The 18,044-nt window shown below is 70.5% G+C and carries 16 protein-coding genes; 11 read left to right on the forward strand and 5 right to left on the reverse strand.

Features of this window, described 5'->3' with window-relative positions; translation table 11 throughout:
* The first annotated feature begins 154 nt into the window (after positions 1–154).
* Complete coding sequence (locus C7444_RS11805; RefSeq protein WP_110401058.1) at positions 155–1,120, forward strand: LysR family transcriptional regulator; 966 nt, start codon at positions 155–157, stop codon at positions 1,118–1,120.
* Positions 1,121–1,183: 63 nt separating this feature from the next.
* Here C7444_RS11805 and C7444_RS11810 read toward each other — a convergent pair whose 3' ends face one another.
* On the reverse strand, positions 1,184–2,068 hold the full coding sequence (locus C7444_RS11810) for a LysR family transcriptional regulator (RefSeq protein ID WP_110401059.1): 885 nt from the start codon (positions 2,066–2,068) through the stop codon (positions 1,184–1,186).
* A 111-nt stretch (positions 2,069–2,179) separates the two neighbouring features.
* Here C7444_RS11810 and C7444_RS11815 point away from each other — a divergent pair, with 111 nt between their 5' ends.
* Together C7444_RS11815 and C7444_RS11820 are read left to right on the forward strand one after the other, a co-directional pair.
* Positions 2,180–2,503: an HPF/RaiA family ribosome-associated protein gene (locus tag C7444_RS11815; RefSeq protein ID WP_110401060.1), complete on the forward strand. Its 324-nt coding sequence runs from the start codon at positions 2,180–2,182 to the stop codon at positions 2,501–2,503.
* A gap of 49 nt (positions 2,504–2,552) precedes the next feature.
* Positions 2,553–2,966, forward strand: coding sequence for a TerB family tellurite resistance protein (locus tag C7444_RS11820; RefSeq protein WP_110401061.1), 414 nt, complete (start codon positions 2,553–2,555; stop codon positions 2,964–2,966).
* A 33-nt stretch (positions 2,967–2,999) separates the two neighbouring features.
* Here C7444_RS11820 and C7444_RS11825 read toward each other — a convergent pair whose 3' ends face one another.
* Positions 3,000–5,927: a PAS domain-containing protein gene (locus C7444_RS11825; protein ID WP_110401062.1), complete on the reverse strand. Its 2,928-nt coding sequence runs from the start codon at positions 5,925–5,927 to the stop codon at positions 3,000–3,002.
* 265 nt (positions 5,928–6,192) lie between these two features.
* Here C7444_RS11825 and C7444_RS11830 point away from each other — a divergent pair, with 265 nt between their 5' ends.
* The 4 genes from C7444_RS11830 to C7444_RS11845 all read left to right on the forward strand — a co-directional run bounded on the left by C7444_RS11830 (position 6,193) and on the right by C7444_RS11845 (position 9,074).
* Positions 6,193–6,549, forward strand: a complete 357-nt coding sequence (locus C7444_RS11830) for a hypothetical protein (protein ID WP_110401063.1) — start codon at positions 6,193–6,195, stop codon at positions 6,547–6,549.
* A gap of 146 nt (positions 6,550–6,695) precedes the next feature.
* Positions 6,696–7,499, forward strand: coding sequence for a HupE/UreJ family protein (locus C7444_RS11835; protein WP_110401064.1), 804 nt, complete (start codon positions 6,696–6,698; stop codon positions 7,497–7,499).
* Between the two features lie 59 nt (positions 7,500–7,558).
* Positions 7,559–7,915, forward strand: coding sequence for a DUF6488 family protein (locus C7444_RS11840; protein ID WP_110401065.1), 357 nt, complete (start codon positions 7,559–7,561; stop codon positions 7,913–7,915).
* 97 nt (positions 7,916–8,012) lie between these two features.
* On the forward strand, positions 8,013–9,074 hold the full coding sequence (locus C7444_RS11845; protein WP_110401066.1) for a DMT family transporter: 1,062 nt from the start codon (positions 8,013–8,015) through the stop codon (positions 9,072–9,074).
* A gap of 5 nt (positions 9,075–9,079) precedes the next feature.
* On the opposite strand, the gene C7444_RS11850 is transcribed toward C7444_RS11845, so the two are convergent.
* Positions 9,080–10,168, reverse strand: a complete 1,089-nt coding sequence (locus C7444_RS11850) for a tartrate dehydrogenase (RefSeq protein ID WP_110401067.1) — start codon at positions 10,166–10,168, stop codon at positions 9,080–9,082.
* A gap of 91 nt (positions 10,169–10,259) precedes the next feature.
* Between C7444_RS11850 and C7444_RS11855 the strand changes: the two genes are divergently transcribed.
* The 4 genes from C7444_RS11855 (at position 10,260) to C7444_RS11875 (ending at position 16,791) form a co-directional block, all read left to right on the forward strand.
* Positions 10,260–11,237 carry a LysR substrate-binding domain-containing protein gene (locus C7444_RS11855; protein WP_170130725.1) on the forward strand — a complete coding sequence of 326 codons (978 nt, stop codon included), beginning with the start codon at positions 10,260–10,262 and terminating at the stop codon, positions 11,235–11,237.
* Between the two features lie 72 nt (positions 11,238–11,309).
* The gene (locus C7444_RS11860) at positions 11,310–11,933 is read left to right on the forward strand and encodes an FMN-binding negative transcriptional regulator (protein WP_110401069.1); all 624 of its coding nucleotides are present in this window, start codon (positions 11,310–11,312) and stop codon (positions 11,931–11,933) included.
* A gap of 223 nt (positions 11,934–12,156) precedes the next feature.
* The gene (locus C7444_RS11870) at positions 12,157–14,802 is read left to right on the forward strand and encodes a diguanylate cyclase domain-containing protein (protein ID WP_146219388.1); all 2,646 of its coding nucleotides are present in this window, start codon (positions 12,157–12,159) and stop codon (positions 14,800–14,802) included.
* Between the two features lie 162 nt (positions 14,803–14,964).
* Positions 14,965–16,791: a methyl-accepting chemotaxis protein gene (locus tag C7444_RS11875; RefSeq protein WP_110401071.1), complete on the forward strand. Its 1,827-nt coding sequence runs from the start codon at positions 14,965–14,967 to the stop codon at positions 16,789–16,791.
* Positions 16,792–16,916: 125 nt separating this feature from the next.
* Here C7444_RS11875 and C7444_RS11880 read toward each other — a convergent pair whose 3' ends face one another.
* Both C7444_RS11880 and C7444_RS11885 read right to left on the reverse strand, forming a co-directional pair.
* On the reverse strand, positions 16,917–17,144 hold the full coding sequence (locus C7444_RS11880; RefSeq protein ID WP_110401072.1) for a hypothetical protein: 228 nt from the start codon (positions 17,142–17,144) through the stop codon (positions 16,917–16,919).
* A gap of 124 nt (positions 17,145–17,268) precedes the next feature.
* Positions 17,269–17,979 carry an FCD domain-containing protein gene (locus C7444_RS11885; RefSeq protein WP_110401073.1) on the reverse strand — a complete coding sequence of 237 codons (711 nt, stop codon included), beginning with the start codon at positions 17,977–17,979 and terminating at the stop codon, positions 17,269–17,271.
* Positions 17,980–18,044 lie beyond the last annotated feature (65 nt).

An 18,044-nucleotide genomic window follows, 5' to 3' on the forward strand; every position in this document is an offset into this window, starting at 1 on the left:
AGGTGACCGGGGATGGGGTGAACGCGCTCTGATGCACGCTCATCCTGCCGTTGAGGCGAGGTTTGCAGTCTAGGAAGCGGACCAGGTGGTGAACAGTGTTGAAAAACTGGATGAATTGACAATCAGAGCCGGACAATGGGGCAGGAGCTTGCCCATGGCCATCAATGAATTCCGCACCATTTCCGTCTTCATCACGGCGGCCGAGCTGGGCAGCCTGCGCAAGACCGCGGCCGCGCTGAACATCAGCCCCCAGGCCGCCAGCCAGGCCCTGGCGCAGCTGGAGCAGCACCTCAACGTGAGGCTCTTCCACCGCACCACCCGCTCGATGGCGCTGACCGACGAGGGCCGGCAGTTCCTCGACGAGGCCCAGCCGTCGCTGCTGGGCCTGCGGCGGGCGCTGCTGTCGGCCCGGCAGGCCAAGGACGAGATCGCCGGGCCGCTGCGCATCGTCGGGCCGCGCTCGACCTTCCAGGGCCTGCTCTGGCGGCTGATCGACGAGTTCTGCGAGCGCCATCCGGGCGTCGTGCCCGACGTGCAGCTCGAGGATCGGGTGGGCAACTGGGTCGAGGACCGGGTGGACGTGGGCTTCCGGCTGGGTCTCTCGCCCCACGAGGGCGTGATCGCGCGGCGCCTGTTCCCGGTCCAGCTGGTGCTCTGCGCGTCACCCGACTACCTGCGCAGGCATGGCGTGCCCGACAGCATGGCGGCGTTGCCCGCGCACCGGTGCAGCGTCTACCGCAACCCGGGCACCGGGCGGGTGGTGCCCTGGCGCTTCAAGGTGGGCGACGAGGAGGTGGAGCAGCCCGTCGTGCCCGCGCTGTGCACCAACGACGAGATCCTGGAGCTGCACGCCGTGCTGGCCGGCAGGGTGATCGGGCAGCTCGCCGGCGTGACGGCGGCGCCCCACCTCCGTGCCGGCCGGCTGGTGCCGCTGCTCGTGGACCACATGCCCGACCGCTACAGCTACTTCGTCTACTACGGCAGCCGCAGCGCCCAGCCGGTGCGCGTGCGTGCCTTCATCGACCTCGTGGTCGCTCGGCTCGCGGGCAACGGCGAACACGTGCTGGACATGCACGAGATGGAGGCGGCCGCCCGCGGCGCCCGGGCGCTTTCCGGGTGATGGCCCGCCGCGATGGCGCCCTGGACCCGGCGGGCGCGCTCGGGTCCTCCACCTGCACGGCCCTCAGCTGCGCCCGGCCAGCAGGCGCTGCACCAGCGGGTGCTGCACCCGGCGTTCGGTGCCGATGGCGAAGAAGTGCTCCTGCACGCCTTCGCAGGCGCCCACGCGGCTCAGCCCGTAGCGGCTGGCGAGCTCGTCCTCCACCAGCTCGTCGGCCGGGAACACGCCCATGCCGTGCGCCCCGAAGGCCTTGAGCAGGGCGTTGTCCTCGAACTCGCCCACCACGTGCGGGCGCAGGCCCTGCTGCTCGAACCACAGGTCCAGCCGGCCGCGCACGGCCGCATGTTCGCTGGGCAGCAGCACCGGCACCCGTGCGAGCGACTGCGGAAAGCCCGCGCTCGCCTCGTCGACCAGCCGGGGCGGCGCGTACCAGGCCAGGGCCGAGCTGCCCAGGGCGTGGCTGTAGAGCCTCAGGTTGGGGTTGGCCGGCGCGGGCCGGTCGGCCAGCACCACGTCCAGCCGGTGCAGGGCCAGGTCGGCCAGCAGGTCCTCGAACTCGTCCACCTGGCACTGCAGGTGCAGCGCGGGCGTGTCCAGCGCCGGCGCCAGCAGCGCATGGGCGACCAGCTTGGGCATCGCGTCCGACACGCCCACGCGCAGCCGCTGCAGCGGCGCGCGCACCGTGGCCGCCAGCTGCTCGGGCAGGGCCTGGCCGAGCTGGAAGATCTGGTCGGCCTGCGCCAGAGCCACGCGGCCGGCCTCGGTCAGCTGCAGGCCGCGGCCGGCCGGCTCCAGCAGCGTGTGGCCCAGGCTGCGCTCCAGCTCGCGCACCTGGGCGCTGACGGTCTGCACCGCCATGCCCAGGCGTTCGGCCCCGCGGGCCATGCCGCCCTCGTGCGCCACGACCCAGAAGTAGTGCAGGTGCCGGTAGCTGAAGGGATGGTTCATGTTCTGTATTTGACGAAATGTCGTTCAGTCATTGTCTGCTTTTAATGGAGTCAATGCGGCCGTATCGTCACGCCGTCCCGTCACCACACGACGGATCCAAGGAGCCCCGCGATGCACATCGAGTTCGAATCCCGCGACCCCGCCACCACCCTGCTGCGCGACACCCTGCAGCAGCGCCTGCGCAGCGCGCTGCGCCGCCTGGCCTGGTGGGTGCCGCATGCCCGCGTGCGGCTGGTGGACGACAACGGCCCGCGCGGCGGGCAGGACAAGCGCTGCCAGCTGCAGCTCAGTCCGCGCCAGGGCCCGCCGGTGGTGGTCACCGCGGTGGCCGATGACTGGCGCACCGCCTTCGAGCGGGCCCTGGCCCGTGCCGCCCAGGGCCTGCGCCGTCGCCATGCCCGCCAGCAGGACCGCCCGCTGCTGACCGGGCGCTGAGTCCCTTCGCCTTTCCCCCGCCACCCCTTTGACTTTCAGGAGCATTTCCATGCGCAGCTACCCCCGCAACAGCCCCGAAGCCGCCGCCCGCCTGGTGACCCTGGCCCTGCTGGCCGACGGGGACCTCTCCCGCATCGAGCTGCAGGCCGTCGAGACGCTGCAGGTGCACCAGCGCCTGGGCCTGGACCGCGAGGCGCTGCGCGAGGTGCTGCACGACTTCTGCGACGACCTGCTCAGCACGCACCGCCCCTGGGGCGAGTCCTGCCGCATCGACCCGCAGACCCTGGCCGGCCTGCTCGCCGAGGTCGACGAGCCCGCGCTGCGCCGCCTGGTGCTGCAGCTGTGCGTGGCCATCGTCGAGGCCGACCGCCACGTCGCCGAGGGGGAGTCGATGGTGCTGGTGGCCGCCGTGGAGCAGTGGGGCCTGCAGCACGAGATGCTGGACCCCACGCCCGTGGCCTGACCGCTTGCCTGGCGGGCGGCCGGGTCGAAGGGTTCAGACCTCCGCGGCACTCCAGGCGCCGACGAGGGCACGGTTGCGCCCCGTCCCCTTGGCCTGGTAGAGCCGCAGGTCCGCCTGGTGCAGCAGCTCGCCCCAGCTGCGCTGGTTGACCCAGCCCACGGCCCCGCCCACGCTGGCGCCGATGTGCACGGTCACCGTGGCATGGAGCTGGAACGGTTGCTGCAGGGCCAGCACGACGGCCTCGGCGGTGCGGCCCGCGCTGGCCTCGTCGTGCATGCCCGGCAGCACGATGGCGAACTCGTCGCCGCCGAGCCTGGCGACCACGTCCGAGGGACGCACCAGCCGGATCAGCCGCACGGCGACCTGCCTCAGCACGTTGTCGCCGGCGGCATGGCCGTGGGTGTCATTGACGGGCTTGAAGCGGTCCAGATCGATGTAGAGCACGGCCATGGGCTCATCGACCCGGTCGTTCAGCATGTGGCGCAGCCGCTGCTCGAAGCCCGCCCGGTTCAGCAGCCGGGTCAGCGGATCGGTCTGCGACAGCGACTCCAGCCGCAGGGCCTCCTGCTTCTGCGCGGTGACGTCCTGCGTCACGACCACGAAGCCGTCGAGCGCTCCGGCATTCGTCCTCAGCGGGATGTAGTCGACGGCCACGAAGCGCTGGCTGCCCGGGCCGCTCTGGTCGATCTCGAAGCGGACCTGCTCGCCCGCCAGCGCGCGCTGCACCCAGGGCCAGCGGCGCTCGAATTCGGCCTCGCCCAGCACCTCGCGTGCGGTGCGCCCGACCAGATCGGTGGACGACCGGCCCACGCTCTGCTCGAAGGCCCGGTTGACGAACTGGTAGTGTCCGCTCGGGTCCACGACCGCGACGGGCGAAGGCATCGAGTTGGCCACGGAGCGCACCGTCGCGGCTTGCCGGTCCTTCTCGGACTGCGCCGCTTCCAGCTCGGAGATGTCGCGCATCAGGATGGAGTAGCGCTCGATCGCACCGAGCTCGTCCCGGTGCGCGATGACCATGTGGCTGACCGGGACCACCCGCCCGCCGGCCAGGCGGGCGTGCGACTGGCCCAGCCACACATCGCGGGCCTCCAGCGCGGGCATGATCTGCGCCTCGAACAGGCGGGCGGTGGAGGCGGGCAGCAGCTCGGCGACGAGCCGCTCGTCGCTCGGCGCCCACGGGTGGCCGAGCATGGCACGGGCCGCGGCCGGGTTCATGTAGCGCACCCGGCGTGCCCGGTTGGCCTGGATCACGAAGTCGGGCGTGTTGTCGAAGATCGCCGCGATCTCGCGCAGCGCCCGCTCGCCGGCGCTGCGCTGGGTGACGTCGACGCCGGCGACGAAGAAGCCGAGCACGCCGGCGTCGTCGATCGCGTGGTTGGGGCTGAGGCGGTGCTCGAGGCGCCGGGTCTGGCCCTGCAGGGTCTCTTCGAACTCGAAGCACTGCGGCTGGCCCTGCAGCGCCAGCCGCGCGCGCTCGCCCAGGGGCGCATCGGGGGCGTCGGGAAACAGCTCCGCGCGGCGGCGCCCGAGGGCGTCTGCCGCGGGCACGCCCGTCTCGCGGCTCCATTGCGCATTGACGAAGCGGTAGCGGCGCTCGCGGTCCAGGTAGGCGATGCGCAGCGGCAGGCTGTCGGTCAACTGGCGCAGGAAGGCCTCGCGCTCCTCGAGGTGCTGGCGCAGCTGGCGGCGCTCGGTGATGTCCTGGAAGGCGCCGAGCATGCGCACCGGGCGCCCCGCGTCGAACTCCACTTCGCCCACGGCGCGTGCCCAGATCAGCCGCCCCGAGGCCGTGCGCACCTGCAGCTCGAGGTCCCAGGCTTCGCCGTGGTGGATGCCGCGGTCGACGGCGGCTTCGAGCACGCGGCGTGATTCCGGCTCGTAGAACGACAGCGCGTTCTCCAGCGTCGGCCTGAAATCGGCCGCCACCTCGTGCAGGCGACGGGTCTCTTCGGTCCAGCTGACCAGGCCGGTGCCCAGGTCCATTTCCCAGCCGCCCACGCCCGCCACCCGCCCGGTGCGCGTGAGCAGGTCCTGGCTGCGCCGCAGCTCACGCTGCGCCCGCACGCGGGCGCTGACGTCGCGGCCGGTCGAGTGCAGCAGCGGGCGGCCCGCACCGTCGATCTGCCGGGTGTTGGTCCAGGAGATCCAGCACTCCTCGCCGCTGGGCAGCTGCATCCGGTTCTCGGTGGTCAGCACCTCGCTGGTGGACAGCACCCAGTCGATGCGGTCCTGGACGAGGGCCCGGTCGGCCTCGTGCACGTAGTCGAACAGGTTCGTCCCCTCGACCTGCGCCACGCTCAGGCCGAACTGCTGCGCGTAGGCCGGGTTCACGTAGAGCAGGAGCCCCTCGGCCGTGGCCTGCGCCACCATCTCGCCCTGCACGTCCAGCATGGCGCGCAGCCTGGCCTCGCTGTCGGCGACCGCCTGTTGCTGCTCGTCACGCAGCTGCAGCGCCTGATCGGTCAGGCGTTCGCGCATCTCCAGCGCCTGCACGGCCGCGTCCGCCAGCTGCGCCAGCGTGGCCGACTGGGCCGCGCTGAGGCGCCGCGGCTGGCGATCGATGACACACAGCGTGCCCACGCGGTCGCCGGAGCGGGTCACCAGAGGCGCACCGGCGTAGAAGCGGATGCCGGGCTCGCCGGTGACCGCGGGCTGGTCGGCGAAGCGCGCGTCCCGCGTCGCGTCGGGCACCTCCAGGATCTCGTCACCCTGGATCGTGTGGTGACAGAACGCCAGGCTGCGTGGGGCCTCGCGCGGCTCCGGCAGCCCGGTCTGGGCCAGGATCCACTGCCGGTCCTGGTCCACCAGACCGATCAGCGCCACGGGGGCTGCGCAGAGGGAGGCGGCCAGGGCGGCCAGCGAGTCGAACAGCGGCTCGCTGCCGGTATCGAGCACCTTCAATGCCCGCAGGCGAGCGAGTCGGCGGGCCTCGAGGGCTGCAGGAATGTCCAGGCTGTCCAACGTCTTGCCGCTCCTTCTGCGCCGTACCGCTTCCAGAGGATAGCGTCGGGGCGTTCATCCTTGCCGGAAAGACCCGAAAAAATGCCGTCGAAGCCCGACTGGAGATCCGTGCGGCCGAGGCCTCCTCCAAGCGGGTTGGCGTCTGCAACACGATCAGCGCAGGCCCCCGAGCCACTCGTCATCGGCTCCACCCGCCGGCCCAGGAAGTCTCGTCCGCGGCCGGGCCGCGAGGTCGGCCGCGCGCAGCCTCTGATACCATTTTCAGATGCTTCGTCGCTGGTTCATCCTCCTCCTGCTCGTGCTGCAGTTGCAGCCGGTGCTGGCGTTCATGCCTGAACAGGTGGTGACGCTGGCGCAGGCGTTGGCGCATGAACGGATTCACCAGGAAGGGCAGGGCCATCGGCATGACGACGCCCTGACCCTGGGTGCGCCGAGCGACGACGACGGGGCGACGCTGGCCCATGTCCACCACGACGCCGCGCACCACGCGGTGCTGCTGCCTGCCGCCGCCACCTGGTGCTCCGTGGCCGCCGTGGAGGGCGCGCTCGCCGTGTTCGGGCCGTGCCGAATTCCCAGCCCCTGTCTGGACGGGCCGCTGCGCCCACCCCGCACCTGCGTGTGAAGGTCCCCTGACGGGCCTGCTGCCCGTCGCCTGAACCTTTCGTTGCCGATGGGTCGGCGGTGCCGAGTGCCTTCAGGGCGATGCGCCCGCTGAGAGCGAGGCGTCGCTCGTGACGTCGCGGCAATGTCATCACTGCACGGAGTCTCATGTTCCAGTCTTCCAGATCGGTGCCACGCTGGCCGTGGCTGGCCGCCTTCGCCTTCGCCCTCTTGCCCGCCTTGTCGTGGGCCCACGGCATCTCCGCCGAGGATCGCCAGCGCATGCTGGAGGGTGGCTACCTTCAATACGTCGGCCTGGGCGCCACCCACATGCTGACGGGCTACGACCACCTGCTGTTCCTGTTCGGCGTGGTGTTCTTCCTCACCACCTTGCGCGACGTGGCGAAGTTCGTCACCGTGTTCACGCTGGGCCACTGCATCACGCTGGTGTCCGCCACCTTCTTCGGCCTCACCTGGAACTACTTCCTGATCGATGCGGTGATCGCGATCAGCGTCATGTACAAGGGCTTCGACAACATCGGCGGCTTCCAGCGCGTGTTCGAGATGGAGAAGTCGCCGAACCTGCTGGGCATGGTGTTCGGCTTCGGCCTGCTGCACGGCTTCGGCCTGTCCACCCGCCTGCAGCAGCTGCCGCTGGGCGACGACCCCGCCGCGATGCTGTGGCGCATCCTCAGCTTCAACCTGGGGGTCGAGCTCGGGCAGATCGCCGCGCTGGCGGCCATGGTGGCGGTGCTGGCCTGGTGGCGCCACACCCACGCCTTCCGGCGCATCGCCCACGCCGCCAACCTGCTGCTGATCGCCCTCGGCGGCCTGCTGCTGCTGATGCAGCTGCATGGCTACCTGCACGACAGCGACCCCGATGGTTTCCGCTTCCCGGCGCAGGAGCACCGTCACCTGCATGAAGACATGGACGTGGACAGGACGGTGGACCCCAGCCGCAACCAGCTCTGAGCGCGCCCCCGTGGTCATCGCTGCGCTTTCCTCTCGCCTTTCATCCTGTGGAGATTCCCATGAACAAGACCTTCCTCGTCGCCACCGCCTTCGTGGCCACCCTGACCCTGTCGTCCGCTGCGCGTGCCGGCGCCGATGCCAGCTGCCACTTCCACGGCAGCAAGCCCGCGGCGCAGGCCACCGTGGTGCAGTGCGCCACGCAGTACAAGAACAAGCTGGTCGAGAGCGGCAAGCTCGACCGGTCCTGGCAGGCGGTCACCCAGGCCGACAGGATCGAGCAGGTGGACGGCCAGCGCAGCAAGGAGTGGAAGCTGAGCTTCAAGAACCCGGCGGCGCCCGACAAGGCCAAGGACACGCTGTACCTGTTCTATTCGCTGCCGGGCAATTTCATCGCCGCCAACCACACCGGGCAGTGATGTTCGCGGGCCGGATGACGCCAGGCAAGGCGGCGGGTGAAGCGCATGGGGGGCTCCGCATGGGGCGCGGTGACGGTCATCAGGTGGAGGCCTCGACATGAAACATCTGCCACTGCCTGCCTTCCGAGGCGCCGCGCTGGCCCTGCTGGCTGCGGCGCTGTTCGGTGTGAGCACGCCGCTGGTGCAGCGAGCCGGTGCGGGCGTGGGGGCTTTCAGCACCGCGGCCTTGTTGTATGCCGGGGCGGCGCTGGTGGGTTTGCTGACCCGCCTGCCCAGGGAGCGCGAGGCCCGCGTCGCCCGTGCGGACCTGCCCCGGCTCGCCGCGATGGCTTTGTTCGGCGCGGGCATCGGGCCGGTGGCGCTGGCCTGGGGTCTGCAGCACACCAGCGGCACCAGCGCGGCCTTGTTGCTGACCCTGGAAGCGCTGTTCACGGCCGTGCTGGCTCGTCTGCTGTATCGAGAGACCATGGATCGCCGCGTCTGGCTGGCGATGCTGCTGTTGCTGGGCGGCGGGGTGGTGCTGGTGCTGGACCAGGGGCGCTCGGGCCCCATGCAGTTCATGGGCCTGATGGCGGTGATGGCGGCGACCGTGGCCTGGGGGGTCGACAACACCTTGTCGCGTGGCCTGGCGGAGCGTGATCCCGGGCAGGTGGTGTTGGGCAAGGCGGTGCTGGGTGCGGCCACCACCGCGGCCATCGCCGTGATGGCCGCCGAGCCCTCACCGGGCGTTGCCGCCTCGCTGGCGCTGCTGGTGATCGGCGCGACGGGCTACGGGTTGAGCCTGCGCTTCTATCTGCTGGCCCAGCGCGCCTTCGGCGCCGCGCGCACCGGATCGGTCTTCGCTTTTGCGCCCTTCATCGGCGCGGCCCTGGCCATGTCGCTGGGCGAGCGTGGCCTGAGCCCGTGGATGGGGCTGGGCGGCCTGCTCATGCTGGCCGGCGTGGTGCTGCACCTGGCCGAGTCCCATGGCCACGAGCACACTCATGAAGCCCTGGTGCATGACCACGCCCACACCCATGACGATGGTCACCACGACCATCACCACGAGGTGATGCCCGTCGGGGCGCACAGCCACGAGCATCAGCACCTGCCGCTGACGCACGACCACGCCCACGTGCCGGATGTGCATCACGCCCACGCGCACGCCCGCGCCCCCTGAGGGCGTCAGGCCTGCAGCACGAGTGCCTCGATGGCCAGGCCGACCTCGGTCGTGCTGGCGCTGCCGCCCAGGTCGCGGGTGCGCGGGCCCTCGCGCAGCACGGTCTCGATGGCCTGGACGATCGTGTCGTGGGCGGCCTTGCCGGCGCCGTCGCCCCGGTCGAGGAAGTCCAGCATCAGCGCGCCGGACCAGATCATCGCGATCGGGTTGGCGATGTTCTGGCCGAAGATGTCGGGTGCCGAGCCGTGCACCGGCTCGAACAGCGAGGGGAAGAGGCGCTCCGGGTTCAGGTTGGCCGACGGCGCGATGCCGATCGTGCCGGTGCATGCCGGCCCGAGGTCCGACAGGATGTCGCCGAACAGGTTGCTGGCCACGACCACGTCGAAGCGCTGCGGCTGCAGCACGAAGCGCGCGGCGAGGATGTCGATGTGCTGCTTGTCGACCTGGACCTGCGGGTAGCCGCGCGCCATCTCGTCGGCACGCCCGTCCCACCAGGGCATGCTGATGGCCACGCCGTTGCTCTTGGTCGCCACCGTCAGGTGCCTGCGCTCGCGCTCGGCGGCCCGCTCGAACGCGAACCTGAGCACCCGGTCGGTGCCGTGGCGGCTGAACACCGACTCCTGGATCACGATCTCGCGCTCGGTGCCGGCATACATCACGCCGCCGAGGTTGGTGTACTCGCCCTCGGTGTTCTCGCGCACGATCAGGAAGTCGATGTCGCCTGGCTTGCGGCCAGCCAGCGGGCAGGGCACGCCCTCGAACAGCCGCACCGGGCGCAGGTTGATGTACTGGTCGAACTCGCGCCGGAACTTCAGCAGGCTGCCCCACAGCGAGACGTTGTCGGGCACCGTCGCCGGCCAGCCGGCCGCGCCGAAGTAGATCGCGTCCATGCCCTGCAGCTGCTGCTTCCAGTCGGGCGGCATCATGCTGCCGTGCTGCAGGTAGTGGTCGCAGCTGGCCCAGTCGATGGGGGTCAGCTCCAGCGTGATGCCGAAGCGCCGCGCGGCGGCCTCGAGCACGCGCACGCCCTCGGGCGCCACTTCCTTGCCGATGCCGTCGCCGGGGATCACCGCGATGCGGTAGGTGCTGCTCATCTCGTCGTCTCCTGGGGTGGGGTGCGCAGAGCTTAGGTGCTGATCGATTCATGGACAATGCCTCGATCTGTCATGTGACCATGCACGAATCGTGAGCAATCCATCGCCCTCCAACGACGATCTGCGGGTCTTCGCCACCGTGGTGCTGCGCTCGGGCTTCGCGGCGGCGGCGCAGGACCTCGGCGTCTCGCCCGCCTACGTCAGCAAGCGGGTGCGCGTGCTCGAGGCCCGGCTGGGCGCCCGGCTGCTGCACCGCACCACGCGCCAGGTCACGCTGACCGAGGATGGCGAGCGGGCCTACCGCTGGGCGCAGCGCATCCTCGACGACGTGGACCAGCTGCTGCAGGAGATCGGCGGCACCCGGGAACAGCCCCGCGGCACGCTGCGCGTGAGCAGCAGCTTCGGCTTCGGACGGGGGCAGGTCGCCCCGGCGCTGAGCGCGCTGACCGAGCGGCATCCCCGGCTGCAGGTCCGGCTCGAGCTGTTCGACCGCCTGGTGGACGTGGCGGCCGAAGGCTTCGACCTGGACGTGCGCGTGGGCGACGAGATCGCGCCGCACCTGATCGCCCGCCGGCTGGCCGACAACCACCGTGTGCTGTGCGCGGCACCGGGCTACGTGGCGCAGCGCGGCGCGCCGCGCACGCTCGACGACCTGAGGTCGCACGACTGCCTGGCGATCAAGGAGCGTGACCATCCCTTCGGCGTGTGGCGGCTGCAGTGCGACGGTCGCGAGCAGACGGTCAAGGTGTCGGGGCCGCTGTCGAGCAACAACGGCGAAGTGGCCTTGCGCTGGGCCCTCGACGGCCGCGGCATCGTGCTGCGCTCGGTGTGGCAGGTGGCGCCGCTGCTGGCCGACGGCCGGCTGGTGCAGGTGCTCCCGGGCTGCCTGCAGCCGGCCAACGTCTGGGCCGTCTACCCGGTGCGCCTCGAGCGCTCGGCCAAGCTGCGCGTGGCGGTGGAGTTCCTGGTGCAGTGGTTCGAGGCGGCGCAGGCCCTGCACGGTGGCTCACCGAAAGAGCCTGTCGAGCCGGCCGCCCCGGCCGCTCCGGCCGGCCGCCCGGCGGCGTAGCATGTCGTCGAGGCGCCGCCCGGCGCCGACCGCAGGCCTTCCACACCCCATGCCGTCACGCCGGCCGCCACCATGTACCTCCCGCCACACTTCGTCCCGATCCAGCCCGACGCCCTGCACCGGATCATGCGCACGCACCCGCTGGGCGCGCTGGTGACGTCGGGGCCCGAGGGCCTGGACGCCGACCACATCCCTTTCGAGTTCGACGCCCGGGCCGGCCCGCTGGGCCGGCTGTCGGCCCATGTGGCGCGTGCCAATCCGCTGTGGCAGCGCTGTCCGACGGGCAGCGCGGTCATGGTGATCTTCCGCGGGGCCCAGGCCTATGTGTCGCCCGGCTGGTACCCGAGCAAGCACGAGACGCACCGCCAGGTGCCGACCTGGAACTACGAGGTGGTGCACGCGCACGGCCGGCTCACGGTGCGCGACGACGAGCGTTTCGTGCGTGGCCTGGTGGCGCGCCTGACCCGGCATCACGAGGCGGCCGAGCCGCGGCCCTGGAAGATGGGCGACGCCGACCCCGCGTTCATCGACGACCTGCTGGGCCGCATCGTGGGCCTCGAGATCGAGATCACCTCGCTCACCGGCAAGGCCAAGCTCAGCCAGAACCGGGAGGCCCGCGATCGCCTGCACGCGGCCGATGTCCTGGCCGAGCGCGGCCAGGGCGAACTGGCGCAGGCCATGCGCGACGCGGGCTGAACGTCCCTCTGCCGGGTCGAGCGACGCCGGCGTGCACCGCCCGCCCGGCCGGCTGCGGACCGGTGGCGGCCTCGGCAGGGCGTGACGGACCTCAGGTTTTCCGCGGCGGCTGTGCGTCCGCTGTCCGTTTGGGGTGGGGCCGACCGCAATGCGCCGATATAGTGGCCGGGCGTGCCGGCACTTGACGTTGTTGACGAGTGGGCAGGCCGTGGGCCGGAGAGTCATGGATTGTTTGTCGAGCCCCGATGGGGTGGGGGCGCGGGTCGGGGACCGCTCGCCCGTGAGGCCCCCGCGGGCCTCGGTCTACGTGCTGGCCGTGGTGCTGATCGCGGGTCTGGTCGCAGCGGTGGCGAGCCTGGCCGTCTACCGGGAATTCGCGCAGTACCGGGAACAGACCCTCACGACGACGATGAACACCGCGAGGCTGATCGACCAGGTGGTCGAGAGCATGTTCGCGAAGGTCGACGTGAGCCTGCAGACCAGCGCCCGTTTCTACCTGGATCGGCTCGGGCAGCGCCGGCCGGCCGGTCTCGCCGTCGAGCCCTTCCTGGCGGAGCAGCGTCGGCTGCATCCCGAGATCATCAGCCTGCGCATCACCGATGCCGCGGGTGCGGTCATCCACGGCCTGGACCCCGGCGAGCAGGCGGTGAACCTGGCCGACCGCTCCTTCTTCAAGGCGGCCCGCTCGAATGCCGACGACCGGCTCATCGTGGCCGGTCCGGTGCTGGCGCGCATCGCGCAGAAGTGGGTGCTGGTGCTGGCGCGGCGACTGCAGGATGGACAGGGCCGCTTCGTGGGCATGGTCTACGCCAACATCGCCGTGGCGTCTTTCCAGGCCCCGCTGTCCAGGGTCGATCTCGGACCGCATGGGGCGGCCACCTTGCGCACGAGCGAGCTGGCGCTCGTCTTCCGGGTGCCCGAGTCCGCCGACACGATCGGCTCCACCCGGGTGTCCGCCGACCTGGCCGCGATCATCCAGGCCGGTCGTCAGCAGGGCAGCTATGTGGCCGCCACCGCGCTGGACGGCATCGAGCGCATCAACGCCTACCGCCGGATCGGCACCCATCCCGTCTACGTGATCGTGGGCGCGGCACCCCGCGACCGGCACGGCGACATCGCCTCCAGCATCGCGCTGATCGGCGTGCTGTCGCTGGTGGCGCTGGGCGTGCTGCTGGCCGGTGCCCGCGTGGTGTGGCAGACCACCGCCCGGCTGCATGCCGACCTGGCGATCCGCGAGCGCCTGGAGGCCTCGCTGCGGCAGGCCCAGCAGATCTCCAGGCTGGGCAACTGGGTCTGCGACGCCAGGACGGGCAAGTGCAGCTGGTCGGCCGTGCTGCACGACATCTTCCGGCTCGACCCGTCCGGGCCGGCGCTCCCGTTCGCGGCCATGGAGCCGTACTTCGAGCCCGCGTCCTGGTCCCGGCTGAAGCGGGCCGTGCAGGACTGCGCCACCCTGGGCACGCCCTATGACCTCGACGGGCAGATCATCCGCGCCGATGGCGAGTCGGCCTGGATCCACGCCAAGGGGGCGGCGCGCCGGTCCGACGAGGGCGAGATCGTGGAGCTGCACGGCACGGTGCAGGACATCAGCGAGCGCAAGCAGCTTGAACTGGCCCTGGGCCGGGCCAACGAGGAGCTGGACGATCTCTACAACGGCGTGCCTTGCGGTTATCACTCGGTCGACTCGAGCGGGCGTTACGTGCGCATCAACGCCACCATGCTGTCCTGGATCGGCTGCAGCCTGGACGAGGCGATCGGCAAGCTGGGCCCGCGGGATTCGTTCAGCGAAGCCGGCCGCGCGAAGTTCGACAGCAACTTTCCCTCCTTCCTGAAGACCGGTCGGGTGCGTGCCCTGGAGTTCGAGCTGGTGCACCGATCGGGCCAGCGGCGCACGGTCAGCGTCAGTGCCAGCGCGATCTACGACGCGCAGGGGCGCTTCAAGATGAGCCGCTCGGTCATGTTCGACGTGACCGAGCTGCGCCGCGCCCAGGCCCAGGTCAGCGAGATCAGGAGCACGCAGGACGCGATGCTGAACAACCAGCGGGTCGGCGTGGCCCGGCTGAGGGACCGGCAGTTCACCTGGGTCAACACGACGCTGTGCGACCTCTTCGGCTATCGTGCAGCCGAGCTGGAGGGCCGCAGCTCACGCTTGCTCTATGCGGACGATGCCTCGTTCGAGGCGCTGGGCCGGGATGCCTATCCCCGGTTGATGGCGGGCGAGTCCTTCCACACGCGGCTTCAGGTGCGTCGCCAGGACGGTCGCCTGGTGTGGATCGACCTGCAGGGGGTGCTGGTCGATGCGGCCTCCCGGGAGTCCTTGTGGATGCTGGCCGACATCACGGACCTGCTGCGGCGACAGGAGCAGTTCGAGTTCAACGCACGGCATGACGCGCTGACCGGCCTGGTCAACCGGTCGCTGCTGGACAAGCTGATCCCGCAGGCCCTGGACCGCGCCCGGCGACAGGGCACGCATGTGGCCGTGTGTTACCTGGACCTGGACCGGTTCAAGCCCGTCAACGACCGCCACGGGCATGCGGTGGGTGACGAGGTGCTCAAGGACGTCGGCAGGCGCCTGCTGCAGAGCGTGGGCGAGGCCGATGTGGTGGCGCGCATCGGCGGCGACGAGTTCGTGCTGCTGCTGACCGGCCTGGACGACGCCCAGGGCCACCGGCCCGTCTGCGAGCGCGCCAGGGCCGCGATCTCGAGGCCCATCATGATGGCCGGACAGCGGCTGTCGGTGGGCGTGGCCATCGGTGTCGCGGTGTTCCCGGTGGATGGCGACGATCCGGAAAGCCTGCGCATGCTCGCCGACGAGCGCATGTACCTGGACAAGGCGAGCCGCGACCTGCCGTCTGGACCTGCAGGCTGAGCGGGCTCGGCTCCTTCGTGACGAAGGCCACACCTTCGCTTCAACAGACCGTCATCTCCTCAGCTTTTGCGCCCATCACGATCCCGCGCACCGGGCTTCAATGCAGGTCAGCAGACCATGGGCAGTCCGCCCCGTCACCGTCATGGCAGAAAAGGTCCATTCATGTTTCAAACCCTGCGCGCCCGGCTGATCACCCTGTGCGTCGTCATCACGGCGGTCTCCCTCGTGATCCTGGGCCTGAGCACCTTCTGGGTCGAGCGGGCCAACAACCTCGAGGCGCTGGACCAGCGGGTGGGGCAGCTCACCCGGGTTCACGCGGCCGAGCTGACCGGCTGGGTCAAGGAGAAGCAGCGCATCACCAGCTCGATGAAGCTGGCCGTGGAGCAGGCCGATCCCGTTCCCTTCCTGGTGGCCACCCAGCAGGCCGGCGCCTTCGACGATGGCTACATCGTCTACGCCGACAAGCGCGTGGTCTTCACCCACCCCATGCCGGCGACCTACGACGGCCCGGCCAGGCCCTGGTATCGGCAGGCGATCCAGACCGGCGGGCCCACGCTCACGCCGGCCTACGTGGACGCCAGCACCGGCAAGCTGACCATCAGCTTCGTCGAGCCCTTCGGCCCGGCGGGCCAGCCCGCCGGTGTCTTCGGCACCGACATGCACCTGGACACCGTCGCCCGGACCGTGGCGGCCATCCGCCCGATGGACAACAGCTTCGCCTTCCTGCTCGACGGCGAAGGCAAGATCCTGGCCCACGCCGATGCCGCGCTGACGCTCAAGCCCGTGGAGGCGCTGGCGCCCGAGTTGACCCCGGCCCTGGTGACCGGGCTGGCCGACGGCGGCCGGCGGATGGACCTCACCCTCGACGGCACCGAGCTGATGCTCTATGCCGCCAGGGTCGAGGGCACGCCCTGGACCCTGGCGATCGCGATCGATCGGGCCCAGGCCACCCAGCCGGTGCGTGACCTGCTGAAGATGGCCGCCGGCATCACGGTGCTGTGCATGCTGATCGCCGGCGTCCTGATGACGCTGGTGGTGCGCAGGCAGTTGCACCGCCTGGACTCCGTGCGCGATGCGCTCCATGACATCGCTTCGGGTCATGGCGACCTGACCCGCAGGCTGCCGGCCCACGGCAACGATGAACTGGCCCACATCGCCACCGCGTTCAACCAGTTCGTCGACAAGATCGCGACCATGCTGCTGCAGGTGCGCGAGTCGGCCGAATCGGTGCGCCATGCCTCCCGCGAGATCGCCAGCGGCAACCTGGACCTCTCCAACCGCACCGAGCAGCAGGCCAGCTCGCTGCAAGAGACGGCCGCGGCGATGGAGGAGCTGACCGCCACCGTGCAGCAGAACGCCGAGAACGCCCGCCAGGCCAACCAGCTGGCCGGTCAGGCCTCCGAGGTGGCCAGCCGTGGTGGCGACGTCATGGGCAGCGTCGTGCAGACGATGGGCGGCATCGAGGCGTCGGCCCGCAAGATCGTGGACATCATCGGCGTGATCGACGGCATCGCCTTCCAGACCAACATCCTGGCGCTCAACGCGGCCGTGGAGGCCGCCAGGGCCGGTGAGCAGGGACGGGGTTTTGCCGTGGTCGCCAGCGAGGTGCGCACGCTGGCGCAGCGCAGCGCCGCTGCCGCCAAGGAGATCAAGGGCCTGATCGACGAGTCGGTCTCCCAGGTGAGCACCGGCAGCCACCTGGTGGCCAACGCGGGCGGCACGATGGACCAGGTGGTGGAGAGCGTGCGCCGCGTCACCGCCATCGTGGCCGAGATCAGCAGCGCCAGCAGCGAGCAGAGCTCGGGCATCGCCGACATCGGCAGCTCCATCAACCACATGGACCAGACCACCCAGCAGAACGCGGCGCTGGTCGAGCAGGCCACCGCCGCCGCCCAGGCGCTGCAGGACCAGGCGGTCCATCTCGCGCAGGTGGTCGCCGGCTTCAAGCTGGACGCCCACGCCGCGCCATCGCCCCTGCACGCCCGCTGACGCGGTCGGCCATCCGCCTGCACCCAGGCGCATTTCCACCGGGTGCCGGGGTGGGTACGGCCCCGACGGAGCGACTCGATGTCGTCGGTCCGGAGCGGATGTGCGCTGCGGTGGCCGGGCGCCGGCTAGTCGTTCAGCACGACGTATTCGCCGATGAACTCCGAGTCCGCGACCCGAACCAGCGTGATGTCCACGGTCTGGCCCGGGTGCAGCGTGTCCACGCCGACGCCGCGTGTGCTCCGGGTGATCGCCCAGGATCGTGTGGCGTCACGGACGTAGGCCAGTCCGGTCACGGGAAGCACCTGCTCGACGGTGACCTGTGCTCGGCGAAGCGTCTGCTGCGTTTTAGTCATGGTGGTCCTCTGTACCGACCTGTACCGACGATGAAGGATCGGTGGACTCACTGTATGCCAGGACGTCGACGGCGGGGCGCGTCGTGGCCGTTCTTGACGGTCCTGCTTGATCTGCTGCAGCGATTCAGCTCTCGATCGCCGGGGCGATGCCGGCCAGTTCGCCGCCTTTCAGCATGCGCTGGCGCCCGCCTTGCGCATGCGCGAACAGTGCTTCCGAGGCCCCCCTGCCATCGTGGGCCGCGAGCAGGTCGACGATGGCGCAGTGCTCTTCGGCGAAGTGTGGAATGGCCCGCGGGGCGAGCAGGTTGCGGCGGCGGAACAAGGCCAGCAGCTTGCACAGTCGGCGGTATTGCTCGGTCAGCACCTGGTTGCCGGTCATCGCCACGATGCAGTCGTGGAAGCCCAGGTTGAGCTCGTGGAAACGATCGACGTCTGCGGGCTGGACACCACGCATGGCCTCGGTCATGTCACGCAGGGTGTGCAGCTGTTCGTCCGTGATGCGTCCGGCCAGCAGGCGGCCGGCCGTCGCATCCAGCCCCGCACGCACGTCATAGATGTCGGCGGCTTCCGACAGCCTGATCTCGCGCACGTGGGCGCCCCGGTTCTTTTCCTGCCGGATCAGGCCCGACTCCTCCAGCGTGCGCAGGGCTTCGCGCAGGGGGCCGCGCGAAACCCCGAAGCGCTGCGCCAGGGCCATCTCGTTGAGCTTGCTGCCCGGTAGCAGGTCGCCGCCGAGAATCATGTCCTCGATCGACTCGACCACCAGACGGGTCAGCGACGTGCTCTGAACGAGGGCCAGGGCCTTTTCGGCGGGGTGGGGCAGCGTGGCGTTCATCGGGTGTCGCGGGTGGGGTGGCGAGGGGAATTGTAGAGCGATTCCATCAAATGTAGATTGTCAAC

Source organism: Sphaerotilus hippei (assembly GCF_003201595.1).
In the GTDB taxonomy this organism is placed as follows: Bacteria; Pseudomonadota; Gammaproteobacteria; order Burkholderiales; family Burkholderiaceae_C; genus Sphaerotilus; species Sphaerotilus hippei.